Raw genomic sequence first — 20,922 nt, forward strand, 5'->3', positions numbered from 1 at the left:
ATGGGCTGGGTCCAAGGGAACGGTCAGTGGCCGCTGTTGTCACCCGCGAGCTTCCGCGCCAGTTCTCCCACCACGCTCTTGGCGTCGCCGAAGAGCATGAAGGTCTTGTCGAGGAAGTAGAGCTCGTTGTCGATGCCGGCGAAGCCTGGGTTCTTCGACCGCTTGATGGCGTAGACGGTCTTGGCCTTGTCGGCGTCGATGATGGGCATGCCGTAGATGGGGCTGGTCTTGTCGGCGCGGGCCGCGGGGTTCACCACGTCATTGGCGCCGATGATCAGGGCCACGTCCGCCTGGGGCAGGTCGCCGTTGATCTCGTCCATCTCCACCAGGTCGGTGTAGGGGATCTCGGCCTCGGCCAGCAGCACGTTCATGTGGCCCGGCATGCGGCCGGCCACGGGGTGGATGGCGAACTTCACCGTGACGCCGCGCTTCTTCAGCAGGTCGTAGAGCTCGCGGACCTTGTGCTGGGCCTGGGCCACGGCCATGCCGTAGCCGGGCACGATGACCACCAGGCTCGCCTGCTCCATGACCTGGGCGGCGCTCTCCACGGTGTCGGACTTGTAGGCCTTCTGCTCGCCGCCCGCCGCGGAGGCCTGGGCCTGCCCGAAGGCGCCGAACAGCACGTTGAAGAAGGAGCGGTTCATGGCCTTGCACATGATGATCGACAGGATCAGGCCGGAGCTGCCGTCCAGGGCGCCGGCCGTGATGAGCAGCTTGTTGTTGAGCACGAAGCCCATGGCCACGGCGGACAGGCCCGCATAGGAGTTGAGGATGGAGATGACGGTCGGCATGTCCGCGCCGCCGATGGGGATGATCAGCAGCACGCCGAAGGCGAGCGACAGCAGGATGACGCCGCCGAAGGCCCAGGGCGCCCAGGGGGCCAGCGGATGGAGCACCAGCGCGACGCCCAGGGCCAGCGCCAGGCCGAAGAGGGCGAAGTTGGTCAGGTTCTGTCCGGGGTAGGTCACGGGCCGCTGGGGAATCCAATGGACCTCCTGCAGCTTGCCCGCCGCCAGCAGCGAACCCGTGAAGGTGAGGAAGCCCAGCAGGATCTCCGCCACCAGGGCCACCACGATGAAGGTGGTCAGGGCCGCCTCGTTGCGCTGCCCGTAGTAGAGGAAGAACTTCGCCGTGCCCACGAGGCCTGCGGCGAGGCCGCCGAACGCATGGGAGAGCGCCGTCCGCTGGGGCACCGCCGTGAGGGGCACCTGGGCCAGCGGGTAGCCGATGGCCGCGCCCAGGGCGAAGGCGCCGAGGATCCACCAGTAGTGGGTGCCGCCCGTGGCCATCACGCCCGCCAGGGTGCCCGCCACCGCCAGGAGCATGGCCGCCACGCCGGAGAACACGCCCTTGCGGGCCGTCTCGGGATCGCTCATCCAGCGCAGCGACAGGATGAAGAGGGCGGTGGAGACGAGATACAGGAGCTGGACGAGGGTTTCGGCGCTCACTTGGCCACCCCTTCCCGCTTCTTGAACATCTTCAGCATGCGGTCCGTGATGAGGAAGCCGCTGACGATGTTCGTGGTGGAGCAGAAGATGGCCACCAGGCCCAGGGCCGTGATGTAGCCGGGGTAGTCCTTCCCGGCCGATACGATGAGGGCGCCCACCACCGCGATGGCGGAGATGGCGTTGGTGAGGCTCATGAGGGGCGTGTGCAGCAGCCGCGACACGCGCTGGATGACCATCACGCCGATGAAGGTGGCCAGCATGAAGACGAACAGGGCGCCCATGTAGTCGAGCTGCCCGTGTCCGCCGCCCGCCGCCGGAGCCGGGTGGCCCGGGGTCTCAGTGTGTTCCATCTGCATCATCACGCCGTGCCTCCGTGTCCGTTGATCAGCCCTGCAGCGCCTTCAGGGTGGGCCCGTGGACCACCTTCCCCTCGTGGGTCACGGCGCAGCCCTTGAGGATGTCGTCGGCCCAGTCGAGGTTGAAGCGCTTGGCCTCCTTGTCCCAGAAGGCCGTCATGAAGTTCAGCAGGTTCCGCGAGAAGAGCATGCTGGCGTGGGTGGGCACCGTCGCCGGCAGGTTGAGGGGGGCGACGATCGTCACCCCGCCCACCTCCACGGTGCCGCCCAGTTTCGAGAGCGTGCAGTTGCCGCCGCCGTCGGCCCCGAGGTCGATGATCACCGAGCCGGGCTTCATGCTCCTCACGATGGCCTCGTCGAGCAGCTTGGGCGCGAAGACCCCGCCGATGAGGGCCGTGGTGATGACCACATCCACCTGGGCGCAGTGGTCGGCCAGCATCCTGGCCTGCAGGGCCTTGTCCTCCGCCGACAGCTCTGCGGCGTAGCCGCCGCCAGCGGAGGCGGCCTGCTTGAGGTCGATGCCCACATACTTGCCGCCCACGGATTCGATCTGCTCCTTCACCTCGGGCCGCACGTCCGTGGCCGTGACGCTGGCGCCGAGCCGCTTGGCGGTGGCGATGGCCTGGAGGCCCGCCACGCCCGCGCCGAGGACGAAGACCTTGGCGGGCAGCGTCGTCCCCGCGGCGGTCATGAACATGGGGTAGTACTTCGGCAGCTCCAGGGCGCCCAGCAGCGCGCCCTTGTAGCCCACGATGTTGGCCTGGCTGGAGAGGGTGTCCATGCTCTGGGCGCGGGTGGTGCGCGGGATGCAGTCCGTGGAGAAGGTCGTGAGGTTCCGGGCCGCCATCCGCTGCACCACATCGAGGTTCCGCGTGGGGAAGAGGGAGGCCAGCAGCAGCGCCCCGGAAGGGATGAGGTCCACCTCATGGGTACCGTCGGGCCGGGCCTGGGGGGCGTTCACCTTCAGCACGAACTCCGCCTCGCCCAGGAGCGAGCCCGCGTCCGGGATGACGCTGGCCCCCGCGTCCCGGTAGGCCTGATCCGCGAAGCGCGCGGCGAGGCCCGCACCGGCTTCGACCGCCACCTCGAGGCCGAGGGCGATCAGCTTCTTGCAAGACTCCGGGTCCAGCGCGACACGGGTCTCGCCCGCCCTGATCTCCTTGGGAACGGCAATCTTCATGGGGGCCTCTGCGTTGAAAAACATGGGGTGGCGGAAACTCTACCATTGATTGGAAAGGATGGCTTTATGATGATTTTTTACGATCCCTGGATCCACTAAGGCACCTGCGTCCGACCCTGGCACGCGGAAGCGCCTGGAGGGTGGTCCAATGGGCACGGGGGGGGACCGGCGGCGATGGACCATGGCTGGGGACTGGGGGCGGGCAGCGGACAGGGACCGGCGCTGGCCTACCTGGCGGGCATGGCCGCAGCTCTCTGGCTGCTGAACCAGGCCAAGCGGTCCTTCTGGCTCTTCTCCCTGCTGGTGCTGCCCGGGACGGTCTGCCACGAGCTCTGCCACTGGGCCGTCGGCCACCTGCTCAACGGCCGCCCCGTCCGCTTCACGGTGCTCCCGCGCCGCGAGGGCCGCGGCCTGGTGCTCGGGGCCGTCACCCTCTCCAACCTCCGCTGGTACAACGCCTTCTTCATCGGCCTCGCGCCGCTGGCCCTGCTGCCTGCGGCCTATGGCCTGCTCCGGTGGCGCCTGGGGGACCATCCGGTCCTGGGTTGGCCCGAGGCGGCCATGGTGTTCTTCCTGGCGAACCTGGTCTTCGGCTCGGTGCCCTCCTGGCAGGACCTCCGGATCGCCGCCCGGTCACCCATCGGCTGGGTGCTGCTGGTGGGCGCGCTGGTGTGGGGGTGGATGCGAGTCGGGAAGACGCCCGCCCCGGTGCATTCACAGATGTCGCCCAGCCACCAGAAGGCCTGAGGCCGATTCCGCCCACGCCGCGATGCCCTCGGCCAGATCGGGGATTCCCGGGCCAAACCGCGCGGCGCCCAGCCAATGCAGGCCTGGGGGCAGGTCCGCCTCCAAGCGCGCCACCCGGGCGCCATGACCCGGCTCCAGCAGCGGGAAGGCGCCCGGGCAAGCTTCCTCTCGCACCTGCACCGCCTCCCCCAGCTCCGGCAGCCAGCGGCGGAGTTCCCGGAAGAGGCCCGGCCAGGCCTCCAGCGCGGGCGCCACCGGATAGGCCCCGCCCACGTAGGCCCGGAGCTGGAGCAGGCCCGGCACGCCGCGGGGATCGTCCGCCGCGAAGGAAACGGCCCCCAGGAGTCCATGGCCCTCCGGTGGATGGAGGAGCAGGCCGATCCCGCGCTCCCAGCCTGGGACCATGGCGTGGCGGCTGTGCCAGACGCGGAGATCCAGGCGGGGGATGGCCCCCAGGATCCGGCTCGCCTCGGGCGCCAGCGGTCGCAGCAGCTCCGCCGCCACCTGGGCCGGGAGGGCCAGCACCACGGCCGCCGCCTCGCGGACGGGGCCCTCGCCATGGACCCGCCATCCCCCTTCCGGCCGGCGCTCCAGGGTCCGGACGGGCCGCCGGGTGATCACGCACCCAAGGCGTTCCGCGAGGGCCCGCGCCAAGGCGCCCGTGCCGCCCACCGGGAGGCGCGTGCGGGCCGGACCCGCCCGCAGGCTGCCGAGGAGGAGCCCCCCCCGGGCCTCCAGGCGCTGCAGGCGCGGCAGCGCCTCCAGGCCGAGGCATTCCGGTGGCGCCGCCAGCACCCCCGCCACCATCGCCGGCAGCAGCTCCCGGGCGAAGCCCGCCCCCAGGCGCCGGGCGAAGAACGTCTGGAGGGTCTCATCCGGCGTGGTTCCCTTCGGGATGAAGGGCTCCGCCAGCAGCCGCAGCTTTCCGGCGAGCCCGAGCCCAGGTGTACGCAGCAGTCCCGACAGTGTCGCCGGGCTGGGCCCCCGCCGGCCGGCCCTGCCCAGCCAGCGGGGGCCCTTCGGTTGGGGGGGGCGCAGGTCGAGGGCCAGGTCGCGCAGCAGGCGGTCCACGGCGCTGTCCCGGTTGACCAGAAGCCCCTGGGGGCCCCGCTCCAGGTAGCCCCCTTCGCCGGCCGGCCCCGGCCAGGGCAGCGTCTGCGCCCAACCGCCCGGGGCGTCGGAGGCCTCCCAGACTTCGACCGGGCAGCCGCGCTGGCGCAGATGCCACGCCGCCAGGAGGCCGGAGATGCCGCCCCCCAGGACGATGATGCGCGCGCTGTCCCTGTTCCCGTCCACACCACCCCGCGGCCCGCCCGCCATCGCCCCACCCCGGGAGCATGGGCATCGCCAGCCCGACTATATCGGGGGCCTGCGCCGATCCACCTCAAAACGAAGGAAGGGGTCGGCGCCGGCAGGACCCCGCCCAGGCGTAGCCGAGCCTGCCGAGATGGTGGGCCTTTGCGGCCCTCACCGCCACCACAGGAGCAATCCCGCCGGTAGGGCGAGCAGCCACCCGCAGCCCTTGAGGCCGAAGGTGGTGCGGTGGTAGACACGGTTGTAGGCGGCCTTGCGCGGGTTGGTGAGCCAGCCCCAGCCGCGGGGGGCCTTGAGGCCCAGGCTCTGGCGGACCCAGCGGGGCGGGCTGGTGCGGGCCGCCATGCGCTTCTTGAGAGAGGGGATGCGGAGGCCGATCTTCATGGAATCTCCTGGTCGACAGCCTGCGCCCTTCCGTTGGACAAGGGCTGTCATCCGGTGGGTGCTGGTGGTCCGGGCCCTGACATGAATCGGGCCCGGTTGCCCGGGCCCGATTCATGCTGTTTCAGGCCGGGCCTCAGTTCTTGAGGATCTGCACCGGGCCGAACTGTTCGAGCTCGGCCTTGGCCTTGGCCTCATCCCCGACCACGACGACGGTCTGGTCCTTCGAGGCGAAATAGGTGCGGCCGATGCGCCGGACCTCCTCGGCCTTCACGGCGTTGACCTTGGGAATGAACTCGGAAAGGGCCTCGGGCTTCTGGCCGTTCACCCAGTAGGTGGCGAGGGTTCCGGTCAGGGCCCGAAGCATCTGGTTCTGGAACAGGTACGTTCCACCCATGTAGCGCTTGGCGCTCTGGAGCTCGGCTTCGCCCACGGGGGTGGTGCCCATGCGATCCATCTCGTAGAAGATCTCCATGAGGCTCGCGGCGGTCACCTCGGTGCGGACGTCCGCCCGCACCTGGTAGCTTCCCCCCACCTGCATCCCGGCGGCCCGGGCCCCGGGGGAATAGGTGTAGCCCTTGTCCTCGCGGATGTTCTTGACGATCCGGCTGCCGAAGGAGCCGCCCAGGATGGTGTTGGCCAGCTGCATCGGGATGTAGTCCGGGTGCGTGGCCGACAGGGCAGGGCGCCCGACCCGAAGGGTGGACTGCACGGAGCCGGGACGGGGGAGCAGCAGGAACTGGTGGGCTGCTGTCGCCGGGGCTTCCTTGAGCGGCTTCAGGGCCTCTCCCGTCACCTTCCAGTCGCCGAGGGCGGCGGTGATCAGCTTGAGGGTGGCGGCTTCCTGGAGATCACCGCTGATCACGAGCACCGCCTGGTTCGGCTGGAACCTCGCGGCGTGGAGGGCGCGGAGGGACTCGGGGGTCGTGGCCTTCACCACCTGGGGGGCGATGGAGGTGAAGCGGTAGGGATGGTCGCCGAAAATGGCCGTGTTGAAGGCCCGGTTGGCCTTGAAGGCCGGTTGGGCCTCCTGGGCCAGCAGGCCCTGCAGGGTGTTGGCCTTGGCGAGCTCGACCTCCTTCTCCGGGAAATTCGGGTGCCGCGTGACATCGGCCAGGAGGTTGATGAGCGTCGGCAGGCCCGTGCTCAGGCAGGAACCCTGGACGAACACCGCATCGGCCGAGGCGAAGGCGCCGAGCTCTCCTCCGATGGTCTGGAGTTCCTCGGCGATCTGCTGGGAGGTCCGGGTGGCGGTCCCCTCGTTCAGCAGACCGGCCATGAAGCCCGTGATCCCCTGGCGATCCGCGGCGTCATGGGCATTGCCGCCCCGGACGGCCAGGTAGGCGGAGACCTTGGGGAACCCCGGACGGTTCACCAGCCAGACGGCGAGCCCGTTCGGGAGGGTCCGCTGGGTGATGTTCAGGGCCGGAATGGCGCGGTCGGCGCCGTAGGGCGGCAGGTCCTTGGGAAGGGGCACTTCCGCGGCGGCGGCGGCCAGGGGGAGCGCGCTGACGGTCAGCAGCAGGGTGAGGGCGTGGCGAGTGGGGGTCATGTCCATCTCCTCAGGGCTTGGCCGCGGCGGTGTGGTAATCGATGACGGTGCGGTTGGGGCGGGTCAGGTAGGTGGCGGCGACCCGCTTGAGGTCATCCACGGTCACGCCTTCGATGAGCCGGGGGATCTCGTTGAGGTGGGCGGCGCTGCCCCACAGGGCCTGGGCCTTGGCCAGGGAATCCGCCCGCGAGAGGGGGATCTCCAGGCCGGAATAGAAGTCGGCGACCATCTTGGTCTTGGTCCGCTCCAGCTCGGCGGGCGTCACGCCCTGGGTGGCGACGGCGGCGATGATCTCGTCCAGGGCGGCGAGCACCTTGTCGGCGTCCGCGTTGGGCTTGTAGAGCGAGAACAGGCTGAACAGGGTCTGCCCGTCATAGTCCCAGGCGCCGCCCAGGGGGAAGTTCAGCCCTCCGCTCGCGTTCAGCAGCAGCGCCTTCCCCTTCACGAGGCCGAGGTAGATCCGGGAGGCATCCCCGCCGATGAGCAGCTCGGCCAGGACTGCGGCCGGAGCGTGGTCCTTGCTTCCCCGCGCGGGCATCTTCCAGCCCACGGCCACGGCGGGAACCCGGGCCAGGGCATCCGTCTTGACCAGGCGGATTTCAGCCGTGTTCAGGGGCTCTTTGAGGTCCGGCAGGGCGGGCTTGGGTTTCCCGGGGATGTGGCCGAAGTACTTTTCGACCAGGGCGAAGACCTCGGCGGGCTTGACGTCACCGGCGATGCCCAGCACGGCGTTGCTGGGGGTGTAGTAGGACCCGTGGAACGCCTGGACGTCCTTCAGATCCGCATGGTCCAGATCCTCGAACGAGCCGTACCCGTCATGGTTGTTCTCCCAGCGGGTGTAGGCGGCCGCGGGCAGGTCCAGCCAGAAGGTGCCGTAGGGCTGGTTCTTGACGTTGACGCGGATCTCCTCCTTCACCACCTCCTGCTGGTTCTTGAGGTTCTGGGGGGAGAAGTCCAGGGCCTTGAGGCGATCCGCCTCCAGCCAGAGGATGGGCTCCAGGGCCGAGACCGGGGCGGACTCGATGTAGTTGGTGTAGTCGTAGCGGGTGGAGCCGTTGTTGAGGCCCCCTCCTCCCTGGATCACGCGATCGAACACGCCCTTGGGGGCGACGGGCGTCCCCTGGAACATCATGTGTTCGAAGAGGTGGGCGAAGCCGGTGCGCCCCTTGGGCTCCAGCCGCATCCCCACCCGATAGACCACGCTCACCCCCACCGTCGGCAGGGAGTGGTCCTCCGAGACCACCACGGTCAGGCCGTTGGGCAGAGTCTTCACCTCGATGGGCAGCCGCCAGGCCGGTCGCTTGGCGGGTCCTGCCGGGCCAGCCAGCAAGGCTGCCCCTAGGGTGAAGGCGGTTAATGACCTGAATCGCATTGATGGCTCCTGAGAAAGAAACGGGGTGAGACCCGTTTTGATGATGCATGGGTGAGGTTCCCCACCACCATACCTGCATCCCCCTCCCGTCTGGAAGGCGAACTCAGGGAACCGGGCCCTTTAAGGTTTCCCCACCCGGATGCATTCCTTCATCCGGGGCGTCATGGCCCGGCTGACCGTCAGTTCCACCTTGGGTGCCACCATCACCTTGATCCGCCCCACGGAGGCCGGGCGGATCCCCTTGACCATGCCCGGGCGCAGCAGCAGATGGCGCTGGATGCGGACCATGCCGTCCTCGGGGAAGGCCTGTTCCACCTCCGACAGGGCCGCCCAGCGCGTCAGATACCGGTTCTGGCCGCGGCAGGCCCATACCTGGTCATTCTCCAGCTCGAAATGGGTGACCAGTTCCAATTCCATGTAGATCTCCCCATCCCCGGCCCGGATGGGAAAGCGCACGGGGGGCGGCAGGAGGGCCTTCAGCTCGGCTGGGCTGAGGGGCCGGATCAGGCGCTCGCGCAGGCGCTGCAGGCATTTCGCCAGCCGATCCTCGAACACCGGCTTCAGCAGGTAGTCCACGGCGGCGAGCTCGAAGGCCTGCACGGCGTACGAGGAGAAGGCGGTCACGAAGACCACGGGAGGGCAGTCCGAAACCTCGGCCAGCACTTCCAGCCCGCTGAGTCCCGGCATCTGGATGTCCAGGAAGATGACATCGACCTCTCCCGGCTCTTTCAGCCAATCGAGCAGGGCCACACCATCGCAGAGTTCACCTGCGATCGTGCAACCTGCTTCCTTGAGCAACCGGGAGAGCCGCTCTCGTGCCAGCGGCTCGTCATCAACTACCAGGGCCTTCAGCTGATTCATGGCTGAATTCTACTTGGGTTGCCTCGAATCGAATGCCGGCGAGCGTGCCCTGACCGGAGGGGCCGATGGATAGCTGGGCGCCGTTGCCGAAGTGCAAGGCCAACCGCGAGCGCAGGTTCTTCACCCCGATGCCGCTTCTGTTGCCATTGATCGGATAGGGTTGCCCGGAATTCCAGACTTCCAGGAAGATCGCCCCATCCTTGGCCCGGGCCCGGAGGACCAGGTCGCCACCGGGAATGCTGGGGGCGATGCCATGCTTGATGGCATTTTCCACCAGGGGCTGGAGGAGCAGGGGAGGGACCTCGATCGAGTCCAGACCTTCGTCCCACTCCCAGGTGACCCGGAGCCGGTTCCCCAGCCGGATGGACTCGAGAGCCAGGTAGTCCGCCACGATCTTGCGCTCTTCCCTTAGAGGCAGGCGCACGTGTTCAGAAGCCACGAGGATGCGCCGGAGCAGGTCGGAAAGGTGCCGGATGGCCGTCTCGGCGGCCCTGGCGTCCTTGTGGACGAGCTCGGCCAGGCCATTGAGCGCATTGAACAGCACATGCGGATGGATCTGGCTCTGGAGCAGCCGGTTCTTGGCGATCTGGGCCTCCGCCTGGGAGGCCTCCCGGAGCTCTTCTGAGCGGGCCCTCGCCGCGACGAGCCCTCCGACGACCATCATGGCTGGCCCCACAAGCGAGGTGTAGATGCGGATGGTTTTGCCCAAGCTGAAATTGGAACTTTCATGGGCGAGTATCCAGACGTCGATAAGTGGAAGACACGCTGAGATCAATTCACAGACGAAGACCGAAAGGACGAGTCCCAGAATGAAACCCCAAGGTGAGGGGAACCGCTGTGACAGGATCCAGGGTAGGGGGGCCAGGAAGCCGAACGCGCCAAGGTGGGTAAGAGGCGAGGAAAAGGCACTGACCCAAATCCATCCTGACCCGAGGCGGTGGCTGGACCACTGTTCGTAAAGGATGAGCAAGAGCCAGAGGCCGTAACAGACCCCAATGGACCGCCAATTCTTAGCCAGCGGGAACCAAGAAGTCCGAGGGTTCGCCGAGTCTCGAGCCATATCTGTTTCAGAGTCGGCGAACCCGGGCCAGTCGGCATTAGAGCGTGAGCAATGTCGTGAGGGAAATCGGCCTCTGGTCACGGGCATGTTTCAAACCCTGAGCCTCTGTGAATTCGTGGGCCGCCTGGTTCAGCGTTTCGCTGGCATGGCTCGACTGCTGAATGGATTCCTTGCGAAAGGAAAGAGTGGTCTTCATGGGAGCTCCCAGGTAACGCCACGAGGCGCGACCTTGGTTGTGAGCCCATCCGAGACGAGAACCAACGTCTTTCCATGAACGGTATGTAACCACACCTCCAACCGTTGGGCCCCCGGGAGCTACCGTTCGGCGTTTCCCGGTCGCGCCGGATCGGGAGATGGTTTCCTGGATCTGTCCTTTCTGAGAGAGTTCCCCGCATGCCTTCCCCGTCCACCTGCCAAGCCGGTGATTTCTTCGTGCTTCGCAGCCCGGGCCTGCCGCTGGACGCGCTGGACCCCCAGGAGCCGGCAGGGCCGGAGCCGGAGGTGGCGGAGCCCCTGACGATCCGCCTGGAACGGGAGCGGGAGGCGCTGCGCCAAGTCCTTCGTGGGTGGGTCGAGCGCGCTTCCGTCCGGGAGGCCATCGCGCTGGCCTCTCCGGACCTGGCCTCGCGGCTGGGTGCCTGGCGGGAGGGTGCCCTGGAGCCGCCGGCGGCCCGCGGCGTGGAGCGCGCCCTGTTGAAGTACCTCAGCCGGATGAGCCATCGCGCCACGCCGTTCGGTCTCTTCGCGGCGGTGTCCACCGGCGCCTGGGGAGCTGCCAGCCGGCTTTCGGTGGGGCCCTGGCTGGCCTGCCGCAAGGCGGTGCGCCTGGACTGGGGAGTCCTGGAAACCCTGGTGGGCCACCTGGAGCAGGAGCCTAGGGTCAGGACTCTGCTGCGCTACCGGCCGAACTCGAGCCTCTACGCCTGCGGAGGCTGGTACCGGTATCTCGAGCACCGGGACCACCCCGGAACCGGGAGGACCTACCACCTGGAGGCGGTGGAGGCCACGCCCCACCTCGACCACGTCCTCCAGCAGGCGCAGGGGGGCGCGTGCCTGGCGGACCTGGTGACGGGTCTGGCCGGGCACCTGGCCGTGGAACCGGCCGAGGCCCAGGCCTTCCTGGAGCGGATCATCGAGGCCCAGGTGCTGTGCGCCGAGTTGCACCCGCCCGTGACCAGTCCGGATCCCCTGGGCCATGTGGTCGCCGGGCTCCGGGCCGATCCGGACTCGGCCCGGCGGGCCGAACCCCTGGCCGCGTTGGGGCGGGATTTGAAGGCTCTGGCGGAGGCGCCCCTTGGGTCGCATCCGGAAGGCCAGCCCGAGTTTGCCGCCGCCCTGGCCATGCTGGGGATTCCCGCGGAAACCCGGGATGTCCTGCAGGTGGATCTCTTCCGTCCCGCGGCCGGACTGGCCCTGGCGCCCGGGGTCCGTCGGGCCCTGGAGGAGGGGGCCGAGACGCTGCGCCGCCTGACCCCGACCCCGGTGGAGGGGCCTTTGGAGCGCTTCCGGGCGGCCTTCCGGGAGCGGTACGAAACCCGCTGGATGCCGCTTCTCGAGGTCCTGGATGAGGAGAACGGAATCGGGTTCGACGGGGCGCCCGCCTATGATTCCCCCTTGCTGGAGGGCCTGGCGTTTGAAGGGGCGCCGCCCGCCCCCCGCCTTTCCCGGCGGGACCGCCATCTCCTGGCGCAGCTTCCCCGGTGGCAGGGAGCGCTGACCTGGGATCTGGACGAGGCCGATGTGGCGGCCCTGGCGAACCCCGACCCCCAGCCCTTCCCCGCCTCCTTCGCGGCCCTGGTGAGTCTGGCGGCCCCCAGCCTCGCGGCCCTGGATCAGGGCGCCTTCCAGTTCTGGATGGAGCACTATTCGGGACCCACGGCCGCCCGGTGGCTGGGGCGGTTCGCCCCCGGGGAACCCGGCTTGGAGGCGGCCCTCCGCGACCACCTCCGGAAGGAGGAGGCTCAGCGTCCGGAAGCCGTGTTTGCCGAGGTGGTCCATGTGCCCGAGGGCCGGATGGGCAATGTCCTGGCCCGCCCCGCCCTGCGGGACTACGAGATCCCGTTCCTGGCCACCTCGGGCGTGCCCGCCGAGGCCACGATCCTGCCCTCGGACCTGCAGGTGACCGTGCGGGGCGACCGCGTCGTCCTGGCTTCGACACGGCTGGGGCGGGAGGTCGTCCCGCGCCTGTCTTCGGCCCACAATTTCGCGCGCGGTCCCGTGGTCTACCGGTTCCTGGCCCGCCTGCAGGATCAGGATGGCCGCCCGGGCGGATGGTCCTGGGGGCCTCTGGCGGAACAGCCCTTCCTGCCTCGGGTCACGCGCGGGCGGCAGGTCCTCAGCAAGGCGCGCTGGCGGGTCGAGGCCCAGGAACTGAAGGAGGCCCTGGCCGGCTCCGCCGAGGGAGCCTGGGGCGCCTTCCAGGCCCTGCGGAACCGGCGGGGCCTGCCCCGCTTCGTCCTCCTCACCGAGGCGGACAACAGCCTGCTGGTGGACCTGGATCAGGTCCTCCGCGTGGAGATGCTGCACCACCTCGTGGCCCACCGTTCGGCCTTCACCCTCACGGAATGCTTCCCGGAGCCCGCCCAGTCTCTGGTCACCTCGCCGGAGGGGCGATTCGCCCACGAGCTGGTCATTCCCTTCGAGGGAACCGCCGCTCCGCGGCCCCAAGCGGTCCTTCTTCCAGCGGAGACGCAGGCGCCGACGATCCGGGCCTACCCACCGGGCTCGGAGTGGCTCTACCTCAAGCTCTACTGCGGACCGGCCAGCGCGGAGCGCCTGCTCACGGAACTGGAGCCGCTGCTCCGGCTGACGAAGCGGCAGGGGCTCTGGGACCGCTGGCACTTCATCCGCTACCGCGATCCGCATCCGCATCTCCGGCTGCGGTTCCATGGCGTCCCCTTCCGGCTCTTCGCGGAACTGCTGCCCCTCCTCCACAAGCACCTGGAGAAACACCAGGCGCAGGGGCTGCTGTGGAAATGGCAGGTGGACACCTTCGAGCCGGAGTGGGAGCGCTATGGCGGCCCGCTGGGGTTCGCCCTGGCCGAGGCCTGGTTCTTTGAGGACAGCCAGCAGGTCCTGAACCGCCTGGTGGCGGGCCTGACCCAGGAGAGCCGCTGGCGGATGGGGCTCAGGGACACGGATGCGATCTGGGCGGCCCTGGGGCTGAGTGCCCGCGAGCGCCACACACTGGCCCTGGCCACCCGGACCAGCTTCCGGAAGGAATTCGGAGATGCCGGGGGGATGAGCGCGCAGATGGGGTCGACCTTCAGGGGATTCCGGAAGGAACTGGAGGCAGGGTTCCCCCTGCCGGATGGGGCCCCGGGCGCGCCTGGCTTCCGCAGCCTGGTGCGCATCCGCGAGGCCTGCGAGCAGGGCGTGCTGCACGAGGCGCAGGCCGGCCTTGCGGGAAGCCTGGCGCACATGCACCTCAACCGTCTGTTCCGGGCCAACCCCCGGGAGCATGAATGGGTGCTCATGGAGTTCCTCGCCCGGCTGTACGACTCCCATCTCGCCCGCCATCCGGGGACCCCGGAGCCCGTATCGGAGATCAGCGCCGAGTGATCTTCTGTATCGACAGTGTTTGAGGGCTCAGGGACAGCCAGGATGCCAGCGGGGACAGGCCCACCCAGCCTCCCGTTCGGCCGCGGAAACCGACCGTTCGGCGGCAGATCCCTGTCCGTCCTGGAGGCGAGTGCTAGATTCGCCGCAGAAGGGATCAATGCAGGGATTTTCCCTCATCTTCCGTGACTCATCTCCAGGAGGCCTCATGCCCGACAACCTGAAGGTCGCCAAGCCTGAAAGCGAAGAATGGATCAACATCCACGAGCCCTATGAACTGCGGGACTGGGCCATCTACTTCAGCGTCTCCCGGGAGAAGCTCAAGGAGACGGTGATGGCGGTGGGCCCGATGTTCGAGGATGTGAAGCGCCAGCTCGGAAAATAAGAGCACCGGACCACACGCCATCTCGCTGCACGAGGAGCCCGGTCTCCAGCGGTGGGGGCGTGCAAAGAAACCCGGAGCGCCTGGAACCTTGTATCTTCGGGAGTCCAGGAGGCCGGACGACATGGCACTTTCAGGGTGGGCCGAAGACTACGTGAAGCTGGTGCTGGCGGTCGGGCGCCACGATGCCAATGCCGTGGATGCCTATTACGGACCGCAGTCCTGGCGGGAGGCTGCGGAGGCCGGGGCTCCTCGACCCCTCGCTGAGCTGCGGACCGAGGCTCGCCGGATTCTGGCCGGCCTCGGCGGTGCGGAGGTGCCGGCCGGCGAGTTGGTGCGCCGGGACTACCTGCAGGGGCAGCTGGAAGCCGTGGCGGCCCACCTGGCCCGCCTGGAGGGACACCGCTTCAGCTTCGATGATGAAGCCGAAGCCCTCTATCAGGTCCGTCCGCCCCGGACCTCGGAAGCCACCTTCGAGGCGGCGCTGGCCCGGCTGGATCAGGTGCTGGAAGGCCCCGGCTCGGTGCAGGAGCGCTACCAGCGCGCCAGGGAGCGGGTCATCGTGCCGCCCGATCGCGTGGACGCGGTGTTCCAGGCGGCGATCGCCGAGGCCCGCGAGCGCACCCGCCGGCACGCGCCGCTGCCGGCCTCGGACCACTTCCGCGTGGAGTATGTCCGGGACAAGGCCTGGTCCGCCTACAACTGGTACCAGGGCGGCGGGACCTCCGTGATCCAGGTGAACCTGGACCTGCCCATCGCCATGGACCGGGCCCTGGACCTGGCCGCCCATGAGGGCTACCCCGGGCATCACGTCTACAACGCCCTGCTGGAGCAGCGCTTCGCCCAAGGCCCGCCCGGGGGCCGGGGCTGGGTGGAGTTCACGGTCTATCCCCTGTTCTCGCCCCAGTCCCTCATCGCCGAGGGCACGGCCAACTTCGGCATCGAGGTCGCGTTCCCAGGGCCGGAGCGCCTGGCCTTCGAGCGGGACGTGCTCTTTCCCCTGGCGGGCCTCGATCCCGCCGAAGCCGACCGCTGGGCCCGCGTGCAGGCCGAGATGAAGACCCTGGCCTTCGCCGACAACGAGGCCGCCCGGGGCTACCTGGATGGCCACCTCGGCCGGGCCGAAGCCGAGGCCTTCCTGGTCCGCTACTCCCTGCGGACCGGAGCCCAGGCGGCGCAGCGCCTCCGCTTCATCGACACCTACCGGAGCTACGTCATCAACTACAACCTCGGCGAGCACCTGGTGCGGGCCTGGGTGGAGCGGCAGGGGGGAACCACGGACGCCCCGGACCGGCGCTGGGCGCTGTTCGTCGACCTCATCTCCAGCCCGCGGCTGCCCAGGGCCCTGGGGCTTTGTTAGGCACTCTTAGGCGGCTCAGCGGTGCGCCAGGGCCTGCCCCGTGTACGAGCGGGCGCAGGCCCGCACCGCTGCGGGCGGACCCGCCACCACCACCTGGCCGCCGGCGGAACCGCCATCGGGTCCCAGGTCGATGACCCAGTCGCTCATGGCGATGAAGTCCAGGTCGTGTTCCACCGCGACGACCAGATGGCCCGCCCCGGCCAGGCGACGCAGCGCCTCGACGAGGCGTGCCACGTCCTCGAAGCCCAGGCCGCGGGTGGGCTCGTCCAGGAGGATGGCGGCACGCCCCGCCGGAGGCGCTGCGATCAGGCTGGCCAGGCGCAGCCGCTGACGCTCGCCTTCCGAGAGCGCGGCGCCCGCCTGCCCGAGCCGCAAATAGCCCAGGCCGATCTGGTCCAGCGCCTCCAGGGGTCTGGCCAGCGGAGCGTCCGCCGCGAACCACGCGGCGAGCTCTGCCACGCTGGCCTCCAGCACCTCCGCCATGCTGTGGCCGTCGAGCCGGCACGCCAGCACCTCGGGTTTGAAGCGGCGGCCCTGGCAGACCTCACAGCCCACGGTGACGTCCGGGAGAAGGTCCATGGCCACGGCGATCGTGCCGCGGCCCTCGCAGGCTTCGCAGCGGCCGCCGGGAGTGGCGGTGGAGAAGTACCGGGCGGACAGCTTCGCGGCCCTGGCCTGGGGCGTGGCCGCGAAGCGTTTGCGGAGGGGCTCGCCCAGGCCCGCGAGGCTGAGGACGGTGCTGCTCCAGGCGATGCCCAGAGCCTCCTGCCCGGCGCTGATGACCTCCCGGAAGTCCGTCAGCAGGTCGATCCTCTCGCACCCCACAGGGTCGCCGCCGCGGAGGCAGTTCCGCAGGGATGGTGCCAGCACCTCCAGCACGAGGCTGGACTTGCCGCTGCCGGAGACGCCGGTCACGGTCACCACGGCGCCGAGTGGAAAGGCGACGTCGATCCCCTGAAGGTTGTGGAGGCGGGCTCCCCGCACCCGGAGGCCCGGGACCGGGACCGGGGCCGACCGACCCCCGTGGATCTCCCGGGAACGGCGCAGCTGGGCCCCGGTCCGCGAGGCCGGCAGGTGGCTCAGGGCCTCCGGCGTCCCGATCGCCACCACCTGGCCGCCCTCGGGTCCCGAGCCCGGCCCCAGTTCGATGATCTGGTCCGCCGCGGCGATGAGGGCCGGGTTGTGTTCGACCAGGACCACCGCATTGCCGGCGTCCGCCAGGCCGCGCAGCACAGCGCCCAGGCGCTGGACATCCCGGGCATGGAGCCCCTGGCTGGGTTCGTCCAGGACGTAGGTCACGCCCACGAGGCCGCCATCCAGGGCGGCGGCGAGGCGGACGCGCTGGGCCTCGCCTCCGGAGAGGCTGGCCATCTCCCGCTGCAGCGCGAGGTAGTCGAGTCCGGCCTCCGAGAGGGCCCGGAGGCGCCGGGTGGCGTCGCCCCGGAGGCCTTCGGTGAGCGCCCGCAGCCGCGGGGGCAGGCCCTCATGCGACAGGGCCTCGAGCCAGGCGAGGGCTTCGCCGACCGGCCGGGCCATCACCTCGGGGAGGCGGAACCCGCCGAAGCGCACGGCGCGGGAGGTCTCCCGAAGGCGCTCCCCGCTGCAATCCGGGCAGGCCGTGTCCACCAGCAGGGCCTCCAGCTCTTCGCCCTTCGGATCCGCGTGGATCCGCTCGTATTCCCGGTCGACGAGGTTCGCGAAGCCCGCCCAGGGCGTCCGCAGTGGGTGCACGCCTTCCACCTTGCCGCGCCGGAAGTGCCAGGCCACCTCGTACAGGGTGTCGCCGGTGCCGGCCATGGCCAGGCGGCGCTCGGCGGGGCCCAGCTCACGCCAGGGCCGGGTGAGGTCCAGTCCGGCCTCGGCGGCCGCCTGCCGCAGGATGGCCACGAACTGACCATGGGCCTCGCCCAGGTAGGCGCCGAAGCGGGTGCCGTCCATGGCCCCACCGTCCAGAGGCCGGTCAGGATGGCTCACCAGCCGCTCGGGGGCGCAGCGCTGGAGGAAGCCCAGTCCCCTGCACCGGGGGCAGGCGCCGCGCTCGGAGTGCGGAGAGAAATCAGCGGCCCACAGGGCCGGGAACGTCTGGCCGCAGGCGCAGCGCTCTCCCTGCGTCGGCCTCCCGCAGGCAGGGCAGGGCTGTTCGCCGGCCCGGGCGAAGAGGAGGCGCAGCAGCTCATCCAACTCCGTGGTCGTGCCCACGGTGGAGCGGGGGTTCCGGCGCCCGGCCCGCTGGGGCACGGCGAGGGTGGTCTGGAGGCCGCGCGCTGCGACCAGATCCGCGCCGCCCGGGCGGGGCAGGAACCGCCGCGCCCAGGGTGAGACCAGATCCGCAAAGCGGTTCTGGGCCTCGGCCAGCAGCGTGTCGAACACCAGCGACGACTTGCCTGAACCCGAGGGCCCCGTGACCACGGTCATCCCCTCGGCGGGCAGGGTCACGTCGAGGTCCTTGAGGTTGTTCGTGCGCACGCCCCGCAGCTCGATGGGGGGAGCTCCAGCGGGCGCGGGGCCGGGTTGCAGCGGCGACGGGGGCTCTCGCAGCGCGGCGCCCGTGTGGGACTCCGGGCAGGCGGCGACGGCGTCCGGTGGCCCGGCGACCACCAGGCGGCCGCCTTCCGGACCGCAGCCGGGGCCGAGGTCGAGGACACGGCCCGCATGGCGCAGCACGGCCAGGTCGTTGTCCACCACCAGCAGGGTGTGGCCCGCGTCGAGGAGGCGGTCCCAGGCCCGCAGGAGCACGCCGACATCCGCCGCGTGGAGCCCCGCGGTGGGCTCGTCCAGGGCGATGAGAGCCGGGCCTCCAGCGGCCTTGGCGAGTTCCGTGGCCAGCTTCACGCGCTGGGCCTCGCCGCCGGACAGGGTGGTGGCGGGCTGGCCCAGGGGCAGGTAGCCCAGGCCCACGTCCACCAGCGCCTGCAGGATGCGCCGGAGCCGGGGCTGCTCGCTGAAGTGTTCCGCGGCCTCGGCGATGCTGCCCTCCAGCACATCCGCGATGGTCTGTCCCCCGACCTTCACCTCCAGCACGTCGGGGTGGAACCGCCGGCCGCCGCACACGTCGCAGAGCAGCTCCACGCTGCCCAGGTACCGCATCCCCACTTCCTGGACGCCGGCCCCTTCACAGGCCTCGCAGCGACCCCCGGCCGTATTGAAGGAGAAGTGCCCCTTGCCGAAGCCGCGGACCCTGGCGTCCGGCGAACCCGCGAAGAGATCCCGAAGCAGGTCGAAGGCTCCGGTGTAGGTGGCCGCATTGGAGCGGGGCGTCCGTCCGATCGGGTCCGCGTCCACGGTGACGATGCGGCGGAAGGGCGCCTGGGGGATCAGGCCCGTCTGGAGCCGCGCCACGATCTCGTCGAGGAGGGAGGTCTTCCCCGCGCCCGACACGCCCGAGATCGCGTTGAGGGTGCCCGGGTGCAGGTCCACGCTGAGGTCCTGGAGGTTGTGGCGTCCCAGGCCCTCGAACCGGAGCGGGCTGTGGGCGGGAGCCTGTCTCGGGGCGGGGGCCGGGAGGGTTCCGGTGAGCCAGCGCAGGGTGGGCGAGGCGGCCTCGGGCGACGCGGTGGCCAGCAGGTCCGAGGGGGGACCGCTCCAGAGCAGCTGCCCCCCTTCACGGCCGGGTCCGGGGCCCAGGTCGATCAGCCAGTCGGCGGCCCGGACGATCTGGGCCTCGTGCTCCACCACCACCACGGTCTGGCCCTGGTCCCGCAGGCGCCGGAGCACCTGGACCAGGCGGCCCACGTCATGGGGATGGAGCCCGGCCGAGGGTTCGTCCAGCACCACCAGCAGGCCCCGCAGCTCTCCCAGGGCCAGGCCGAGGAGGCGCAACCGCTGCAGCTCGCCGCGGGAAAGGCTCGGTGCGGGGCGATCCAGGGTCAGATAGGCCAGGCCGAGCTCCGCCATCAGGTCGCAGCGGGCCAGCAGGTCCGCGCGGATGGGGCCGAAGATCGCCGCCTCTTCCGCCCGGGTTCCGGTCGAGGCCAGGAATGCGCGCAGCTCCCGGACGGTCAGGGCGGCCAGATCCACGATGCGCCGGCCCTGCCAGGTCACGGCCAGGGCCTCCGGCCGCAGGCGGGTGCCCTGGCAGGCCCGGCAGGCGGAGCTGCGGACGAAGCGGAGGATGGAGTCGTTCCGCTTGCCGCGCAGGATCTCTTCCATGACGGGGACGAGCCCGCGATAGAACCCCTCCTGGCGGGGACGCGCGGTGATGCCCGTCCACTTCAGGCGCGATTCGAGAGGGTGCTTGCCGTAGGGGACCTTCAGGCGGTCTGACCCGTAGAGCACCACATGGCGGGCCTCGTCGCCCAGGTCGCGCCAGGGGAGGTCCACCGAGGCGCCGTGGCTCCGGAGCACCTCGTCCAGAACCTGGAGGGTGACCTGGGAGTACATGAGGTAGCCGTTCGGGGTGCTGACCCGCAGCGCACCGTCCCGCAGGGACTTCGCGGGATCCGCGACCAGGAGGTCGAGGTCCAGGCGATCCTCCAGGCCGAGCCCCTGGCACTGGGGGCAAGCGCCTTCCTCGCCGTTGAAGGAGAAGAGGCCGCGGCTGGGGCGGATACCCTCCGGAGCCGAGCCGAGCCGGGCGAAGAGCAGGCGCAGCAGGTCCCAGCCTTCGGTGAGCGTGCCCACCGTGGAGCGCGGGTTGGAGAGGCTGGCCCGCTGGCCCATGGCCACGGCGGGTCCCAGCCCCTCGATGCTCCGCACCGCCGGACGCGCGAACCGGCCCACGAACTGGCGGGCGAAGGCAGGCAGGGTCTCGAGGAACCGTCGCTGGCCCTCCCGGAAGAGGATGTCGAAGGCGAGGGAGGATTTCCCGGAGCCCGAGACACCCGTGATGACCGTGAGGCTCCGCCTCGGGATCCGGACGTCGAACCCCCGGAGGTTGTGAGCCTCCGCCCCGCGGATGACGATTTCCTGGTTGTCGCGTTCCGCCAAGGCAGGCCCCTCATCATCCTCAACACGATCCGGGAGACAGGCGCCGGAGACGATCGGTCTGAGGTCGATTATCTATCGGATCAGGGCCGCCGGGCCGGGACGCTCAATTCGAGCGGCCGGGCCGGGAGGCAGGCCCGGTCCCCGATTTGGCGGACCGGAAAGGTGGGTGGGCGAGGGAAGCTTCCCTCCCGGGGGCCGGGCTCCACCGGCGCGGAAAGCCGTTCCGCGGCCACGAGGAGGGGCCGGACGCCGGGGCAGGGGCCGCCCCACGGGCCAGGGCGGGGCCCTCGGATGACTCCAAAAAGCCCGTCAATGCTTGGTTTCCAGCTCGCCTGGGCGGGGCGCACCCGGGCGGGAGCGGCGCCGGTCTCCGGGGCCGGGACCTCCCAGGCCGCACAGATCCTGGGGATGCGGAAGGCCGCCAA

Annotated in this window: 15 protein-coding genes; 4 read left to right on the plus strand and 11 right to left on the minus strand. The window is 70.2% G+C overall.

The window, feature by feature from the left end; all coding sequences use genetic code 11:
- Positions 1-23: 23 nt before the first annotated feature.
- From MLE43_RS10215 to MLE43_RS10225, 3 genes are all read right to left on the minus strand, one after another.
- Positions 24-1,448: an NAD(P)(+) transhydrogenase (Re/Si-specific) subunit beta gene (locus MLE43_RS10215; protein ID WP_243303654.1), complete on the minus strand. Its 1,425-nt coding sequence runs from the start codon at positions 1,446-1,448 to the stop codon at positions 24-26.
- A complete protein-coding gene (locus MLE43_RS10220; RefSeq protein ID WP_420843196.1) occupies positions 1,445-1,729 on the minus strand; it encodes an NAD(P) transhydrogenase subunit alpha part 2 in 285 nt (94 codons plus the stop codon). The genes MLE43_RS10215 and MLE43_RS10220 overlap by 4 nt, the downstream gene beginning before the upstream one ends.
- Before the next feature lie 103 nt (positions 1,730-1,832).
- Positions 1,833-2,984, minus strand: coding sequence for a Re/Si-specific NAD(P)(+) transhydrogenase subunit alpha (locus MLE43_RS10225; protein ID WP_243303656.1), 1,152 nt, complete (start codon positions 2,982-2,984; stop codon positions 1,833-1,835).
- A 174-nt stretch (positions 2,985-3,158) separates the two neighbouring features.
- Between MLE43_RS10225 and MLE43_RS10230 the strand changes: the two genes are divergently transcribed.
- Positions 3,159-3,731 carry a hypothetical protein gene (locus tag MLE43_RS10230; protein WP_243303657.1) on the plus strand — a complete coding sequence of 191 codons (573 nt, stop codon included), beginning with the start codon at positions 3,159-3,161 and terminating at the stop codon, positions 3,729-3,731.
- Here MLE43_RS10230 and MLE43_RS10235 read toward each other — a convergent pair.
- From MLE43_RS10235 to MLE43_RS10265, 7 genes are all read right to left on the minus strand, one after another.
- The gene (locus tag MLE43_RS10235; protein WP_243303658.1) at positions 3,699-5,027 is read right to left on the minus strand and encodes a protoporphyrinogen/coproporphyrinogen oxidase; all 1,329 of its coding nucleotides are present in this window, start codon (positions 5,025-5,027) and stop codon (positions 3,699-3,701) included. The genes MLE43_RS10230 and MLE43_RS10235 overlap by 33 nt on opposite strands.
- Before the next feature lie 171 nt (positions 5,028-5,198).
- Entirely contained in the window at positions 5,199-5,429 is a 231-nt protein-coding gene (locus tag MLE43_RS10240; protein WP_243303659.1) for a hypothetical protein, read from the minus strand.
- A 133-nt stretch (positions 5,430-5,562) separates the two neighbouring features.
- A complete protein-coding gene (locus MLE43_RS10245; protein ID WP_243303660.1) occupies positions 5,563-6,978 on the minus strand; it encodes a M16 family metallopeptidase in 1,416 nt (471 codons plus the stop codon).
- A gap of 10 nt (positions 6,979-6,988) precedes the next feature.
- The gene (locus MLE43_RS10250; protein ID WP_243303662.1) at positions 6,989-8,308 is read right to left on the minus strand and encodes a M16 family metallopeptidase; all 1,320 of its coding nucleotides are present in this window, start codon (positions 8,306-8,308) and stop codon (positions 6,989-6,991) included.
- A 162-nt stretch (positions 8,309-8,470) separates the two neighbouring features.
- Complete coding sequence (locus MLE43_RS10255) at positions 8,471-9,211, minus strand: LytR/AlgR family response regulator transcription factor (protein ID WP_243303664.1); 741 nt, start codon at positions 9,209-9,211, stop codon at positions 8,471-8,473.
- On the minus strand, positions 9,183-9,875 hold the full coding sequence (locus MLE43_RS10260) for a sensor histidine kinase (protein WP_243303666.1): 693 nt from the start codon (positions 9,873-9,875) through the stop codon (positions 9,183-9,185). Before MLE43_RS10260 ends, MLE43_RS10255 begins: the two co-directional genes overlap by 29 nt.
- Positions 9,876-10,308: 433 nt before the next feature.
- Positions 10,309-10,467, minus strand: a complete 159-nt coding sequence (locus MLE43_RS10265) for a hypothetical protein (protein ID WP_243303668.1) — start codon at positions 10,465-10,467, stop codon at positions 10,309-10,311.
- Positions 10,468-10,664: 197 nt separating this feature from the next.
- Between MLE43_RS10265 and MLE43_RS10270 the strand changes: the two genes are divergently transcribed.
- The 3 genes from MLE43_RS10270 to MLE43_RS10280 all read left to right on the plus strand — a co-directional run bounded on the left by MLE43_RS10270 (position 10,665) and on the right by MLE43_RS10280 (position 15,571).
- On the plus strand, positions 10,665-13,832 hold the full coding sequence (locus MLE43_RS10270) for a lantibiotic dehydratase (RefSeq protein ID WP_243303670.1): 3,168 nt from the start codon (positions 10,665-10,667) through the stop codon (positions 13,830-13,832).
- A 205-nt stretch (positions 13,833-14,037) separates the two neighbouring features.
- Positions 14,038-14,214 (plus strand): DUF3606 domain-containing protein, encoded by a 177-nt coding sequence (locus MLE43_RS10275; protein WP_243303672.1) that lies wholly within the window; start codon positions 14,038-14,040, stop codon positions 14,212-14,214.
- A gap of 121 nt (positions 14,215-14,335) precedes the next feature.
- Complete coding sequence (locus tag MLE43_RS10280) at positions 14,336-15,571, plus strand: hypothetical protein (protein ID WP_243303673.1); 1,236 nt, start codon at positions 14,336-14,338, stop codon at positions 15,569-15,571.
- A gap of 15 nt (positions 15,572-15,586) precedes the next feature.
- On the opposite strand, the gene MLE43_RS10285 is transcribed toward MLE43_RS10280, so the two are convergent.
- Positions 15,587-20,497: an excinuclease ABC subunit UvrA gene (locus MLE43_RS10285; RefSeq protein WP_243303674.1), complete on the minus strand. Its 4,911-nt coding sequence runs from the start codon at positions 20,495-20,497 to the stop codon at positions 15,587-15,589.
- Positions 20,498-20,922 lie beyond the last annotated feature (425 nt).

This window comes from Geothrix oryzisoli (assembly GCF_022808865.1).
Taxonomy (GTDB): domain Bacteria; phylum Acidobacteriota; class Holophagae; order Holophagales; family Holophagaceae; genus Geothrix; species Geothrix oryzisoli.

Coding starts and splice junctions, on each gene's coding strand:
- MLE43_RS10280 (WP_243303673.1), top strand. CDS start 14,336: ATGGCACTTTCAGGGTGGGCCGAAGACTACGTGAAGCTGGTGCTGGCG.
- MLE43_RS10245 (WP_243303660.1), bottom strand. CDS start 6,978: ATGACCCCCACTCGCCACGCCCTCACCCTGCTGCTGACCGTCAGCGCG.
- MLE43_RS10220 (WP_420843196.1), bottom strand. CDS start 1,729: ATGGGCGCCCTGTTCGTCTTCATGCTGGCCACCTTCATCGGCGTGATG.
- MLE43_RS10230 (WP_243303657.1), top strand. CDS start 3,159: ATGGACCATGGCTGGGGACTGGGGGCGGGCAGCGGACAGGGACCGGCG.
- MLE43_RS10260 (WP_243303666.1), bottom strand. CDS start 9,875: ATGATGGTCGTCGGAGGGCTCGTCGCGGCGAGGGCCCGCTCAGAAGAG.
- MLE43_RS10265 (WP_243303668.1), bottom strand. CDS start 10,467: ATGAAGACCACTCTTTCCTTTCGCAAGGAATCCATTCAGCAGTCGAGC.
- MLE43_RS10270 (WP_243303670.1), top strand. CDS start 10,665: ATGCCTTCCCCGTCCACCTGCCAAGCCGGTGATTTCTTCGTGCTTCGC.
- MLE43_RS10255 (WP_243303664.1), bottom strand. CDS start 9,211: ATGAATCAGCTGAAGGCCCTGGTAGTTGATGACGAGCCGCTGGCACGA.
- MLE43_RS10225 (WP_243303656.1), bottom strand. CDS start 2,984: ATGAAGATTGCCGTTCCCAAGGAGATCAGGGCGGGCGAGACCCGTGTC.
- MLE43_RS10275 (WP_243303672.1), top strand. CDS start 14,038: ATGCCCGACAACCTGAAGGTCGCCAAGCCTGAAAGCGAAGAATGGATC.
- MLE43_RS10240 (WP_243303659.1), bottom strand. CDS start 5,429: ATGAAGATCGGCCTCCGCATCCCCTCTCTCAAGAAGCGCATGGCGGCC.